A 4153-nucleotide genomic window follows, 5' to 3' on the forward strand; every position below is an offset into this window, starting at 1 on the left:
GAGGTGAGAAGCGGTGTGCGGGGGTACGGAGGCGCGGTCGGTCACCCGGTCCATTGTGGGCCAGCCGGGCGATGGTGGGCGCCCCGGCGGCGCTGTCGTCCGGGCGCGGGCCCCCCGCGCTGACAGGATCCGACACCATGCAACTAGTACGACAAAACGAAGAAATGATGACAAGGGTGACGGCGAAGGGAGGCAGGGGCGGTACGGGGGAAAGGCGGGGCGCGGACGCAGCCACAAGCGACAGACAGAGCGCAGGGGCAAGCGCGGCCGCAGCCGTGGCCGCGCCGCGCGCGCGAGGCAGACGCGGCCGCGCCGTACTGGCCGCACTCCTCGTCGGCGTGGTCGTCTGCGGATGCACCGCCGGCACCGGCGAGGTGCCCAGGCCCGCCGGCGCGCACCCCGGCCAGCCCGGTGCCCCCGGCCATGGCGGTCCGGACGCGCAGAAGGAGGCCCCGGCCGGGATGATCGCCGGTTACGCGGACAACCTCCGCCGCAATCAGGCCGCCCGTGCGATCGCCGCCAAGAAGTGGGGGCTCGACGCCACCCCGCTGCCGGCGCCCAGACCGCCGAGCGTCAAGCCGGTCATCACCACCCGCCAGGGCTTCGAGGTCGAGGACAGCGAGGATCTGCCGCCGATCTTCACCACCGTCCCGACCAAGGACAAGGTCGTCTTCCTGACCATCGACGACGGCTCCGAGAAGGATCCCGAACTGCTCCGGATGATGAGCGAGTTGAAGATCCCGTACAGCGCCTTCCTCAGCGACTACGTCATCAAGGACAACTACGGCTACTTCAAGCAGATGCAGGACCAGGGGGTCACCCTCAACAACCACACCCTCAACCACCCCTATATGCCCGGCCTGTCGTACGAGGAGCAGAAGCGGGAGATCTGTGGCCAGCAGGACAAGCTCCAGAAGCGGTACGGACACCGCCCCACGCTCTTCCGGCCGCCCTTCGGCAACTACAACCGCGACACTCTCGTGGCCGCCAAGGAGTGCGGTGTGAAGGCGGCACCCATCTGGGCGTCGGAGGCGTTCCCCGACCACATGGAGTGGCGTGAGTGGGACAAGGACATCCACCCGGGGGACATCATCCTGACCCACTTCCGGGGACAGGACGAGTGGCCCGGTTCCATGCCCGACATGATCCGGCATGTGATGAAGGTGATCACGGACAAGGGGTACTCCGTGGGCCGGCTGGAGGACTACGTATGAGGCGGGAGGCGCTCCGATGAAGCTCGGAAACCGGCTGATGGCGGCCGGGGTACTGGCGGCCGGCGCACTCGTCGCCGCCGGCTGCGCGCAGACGTCCGACCCGGTGGACCCGATCGAACGGCTCGGCCGCAAAGCGGCACAGAAGGCGGCGCAGAAAGTGAGCCCGCACGCCTCGCACCGCACACCGGGCGCGGTCGGGCCGGGAGCCGTACGCCTCGCCCGCCAGCCGCGCGAGATGTGCCCCGGAGAACGGCCGCTCATGGGCGCGGAACGATCCGAGGGCGGTACGGACGAGTCCGTGGGCGGTACGGAACGGTCCGCGGGCGGTACGGAGCGGTGGGCCGCGGGCGCGGACACGCGGCGGCCGGACGCGGCGCCGGAGCCCGGGAGCCCGGGCGTGCGCGCCGGGGGCCCGCTGTGAACGTCGCCGCGAACGTCGCCGCGTTGTCCACAGGTGCGTGCGCTGTTCGTACAGTCGTACGGAATCAAGGCCCTGGTGACGGCGTTTTCCTGTCGAGACGAAACCGCCACGCGCAGCCGTATTGGCACTCCGCTTGACCGAGTGCTAATCGCGGTCATAGTCTCGGTTCTGGCACTCCCCCATGGAGAGTGCCAAAGCGCGACTGGCAGGTCCGGCACCCGCGACGACGGATCGACCCTGTCGCCACCCTCAGACAGTTAACCCCGTGAGATCTCCGAAGGGGGAGGTCGGATCGTGACGACCGCCAGCACCAAGGTTGCCATCAAGCCGCTCGAGGACCGCATTGTGGTCCAGCCGCTCGACGCCGAGCAGACCACGGCCTCTGGCCTGGTTATCCCGGACACCGCCAAGGAGAAGCCCCAGGAGGGCGTCGTCCTGGCCGTCGGTCCGGGCCGTTTCGAGAACGGCGAGCGGCTGCCGCTCGACGTTTCCGTCGGCGATGTCGTTCTGTACAGCAAGTACGGCGGCACCGAGGTGAAGTACAGCGGCGAGGAGTACCTCGTCCTCTCGGCTCGCGACGTGCTCGCGATCATCGAGAAGTAATCACCCAGTTCGAGTTTGCTTGTGAACCGCGCCCCTGGCCGCCCTGCGATTGCCGGGCGGACAGGGGCGCGGTTCATGTGAGAGGACAGAGAAGCTCCCATGGCGAAGATCCTGAAGTTCGACGAGGACGCCCGTCGCGCCCTCGAGCGCGGCGTCAACAAGCTTGCCGACACGGTCAAGGTGACGATCGGCCCCAAGGGCCGCAATGTCGTCATCGACAAGAAGTTCGGCGCCCCCACCATCACCAACGACGGTGTCACGATCGCCCGTGAGGTCGAGATCGACGACCCGTACGAGAACCTCGGTGCCCAGCTCGTGAAGGAGGTGGCGACCAAGACCAACGACATCGCGGGTGACGGCACCACCACCGCCACCGTGCTGGCCCAGGCGCTGGTCCGCGAGGGCCTGCGCAACGTGGCCGCGGGCGCGTCCCCGGCCGCCCTGAAGAAGGGCATCGACGCCGCGGTCAAGGCCGTCTCCGACGAGCTGCTGTCGACCGCCCGTCCGATCGACGACAAGTCCGACATCGCCGCCGTGGCCGCGCTCTCCGCGCAGGACCAGCAGGTCGGCGAGCTGATCGCCGAGGCGATGGACAAGGTCGGCAAGGACGGTGTCATCACCGTCGAGGAGTCCAACACCTTCGGTCTCGAGCTGGACTTCACCGAGGGCATGGCCTTCGACAAGGGCTACCTGTCGCCGTACATGGTGACCGACCAGGAGCGTATGGAGGCCGTCCTCGACGACCCGTACATCCTCGTCCACCAGGGCAAGATCTCCTCCATCCAGGACCTGCTCCCGCTGCTGGAGAAGGTCATCCAGGCGGGTGGCTCCAAGCCGCTGCTGATCATCGCCGAGGACGTCGAGGGCGAGGCGCTCTCCACCCTCGTCGTCAACAAGATCCGCGGCACCTTCAACGCGGTCGCGGTGAAGGCCCCCGGCTTCGGTGACCGCCGCAAGGCCATGCTCGGCGACATCGCCACCCTCACGGGTGCGACCGTCATCGCCGAGGAGGTCGGCCTCAAGCTCGACCAGGCCGGTCTCGACGTGCTGGGCTCCGCCCGCCGCGTCACCATCTCCAAGGACGACACGACCATCGTCGACGGCGGCGGCAACGCCGGGGACGTCGCGGGCCGGGTCAACCAGATCAAGGCCGAGATCGAGTCCACGGACTCCGACTGGGACCGCGAGAAGCTCCAGGAGCGCCTCGCGAAGCTGGCCGGCGGCGTGTGCGTGATCAAGGTCGGCGCCGCCACCGAGGTGGAGCTGAAGGAGAAGAAGCACCGTCTGGAGGACGCCATCTCCGCGACCCGCGCCGCGGTCGAGGAGGGCATCGTCTCCGGTGGTGGCTCCGCTCTGGTGCACGCCGCCAAGGTGCTGGAGGGCAACCTCGGCAAGGAGGGCGACGAGGCCACCGGTGTCGCGGTCGTCCGCCGCGCCGTCGTCGAGCCGCTGCGCTGGATCGCGGAGAACGCGGGCCTTGAGGGCTACGTCATCACCGCGAAGGTGGCGGAGCAGGACAAGGGCCACGGCTTCAACGCCGCGACCGGCGAGTACGTCGACCTGGTGAAGGCCGGTGTCATCGACCCGGTCAAGGTCACCCGTTCGGCGCTGGAGAACGCCGCGTCCATCGCGTCGCTGCTGCTCACGACCGAGACGCTGGTCGTCGAGAAGCCGGCCGAGGAGGAGCCCGAGGCGGCTCAGGGCGGTCACGGCCACAGCCACTGACACCCGGCGCGTACGCCCGTACGGTCACACCGAGGCCCGGCACCCCGCTCAGGGGGAGCCGGGCTTCGGCGTGTTCCAGGACCGGCCCGCCCGGCCCGGCCCCCGGTGGCAGGCCCCCGGTGCCCGGCCGCCGACGCGGGCCCGGTCTCCGGGCCCGCGCCCGCGACACCGGCACGACCACCGGCCCCCC

The 4153-nt window shown here is 69.5% G+C and carries 4 protein-coding genes; all 4 read left to right on the forward strand.

Annotation, left to right across the window (positions count from 1 at the left end; genetic code table 11):
- The first annotated feature begins 275 nt into the window (after nt 1-275).
- The 4 genes from WH07_RS03695 to groL all read left to right on the forward strand — a co-directional run bounded on the left by WH07_RS03695 (nt 276) and on the right by groL (nt 3963).
- Nucleotides 276-1214: a polysaccharide deacetylase family protein gene (locus WH07_RS03695; protein WP_046495205.1), complete on the forward strand. Its 939-nt coding sequence runs from the start codon at nt 276-278 to the stop codon at nt 1212-1214.
- A 16-nt stretch (nt 1215-1230) separates the two neighbouring features.
- Nucleotides 1231-1635 (forward strand): hypothetical protein, encoded by a 405-nt coding sequence (locus tag WH07_RS03700; RefSeq protein WP_046495207.1) that lies wholly within the window; start codon nt 1231-1233, stop codon nt 1633-1635.
- 294 nt (nt 1636-1929) lie between these two features.
- The gene (gene groES, locus WH07_RS03705) at nt 1930-2238 is read left to right on the forward strand and encodes a co-chaperone GroES (RefSeq protein WP_023539274.1); all 309 of its coding nucleotides are present in this window, start codon (nt 1930-1932) and stop codon (nt 2236-2238) included.
- 99 nt (nt 2239-2337) lie between these two features.
- Nucleotides 2338-3963 carry a chaperonin GroEL gene (groL, locus tag WH07_RS03710; protein WP_046495211.1) on the forward strand — a complete coding sequence of 542 codons (1626 nt, stop codon included), beginning with the start codon at nt 2338-2340 and terminating at the stop codon, nt 3961-3963.
- The last annotated feature ends 190 nt before the right edge of the window (nt 3964-4153 follow it).

Origin of the sequence: Streptomyces odonnellii, from assembly GCF_000981895.1 — a bacterium.
GTDB classification, from domain to species: Bacteria; Actinomycetota; Actinomycetes; order Streptomycetales; family Streptomycetaceae; genus Streptomyces; species Streptomyces odonnellii.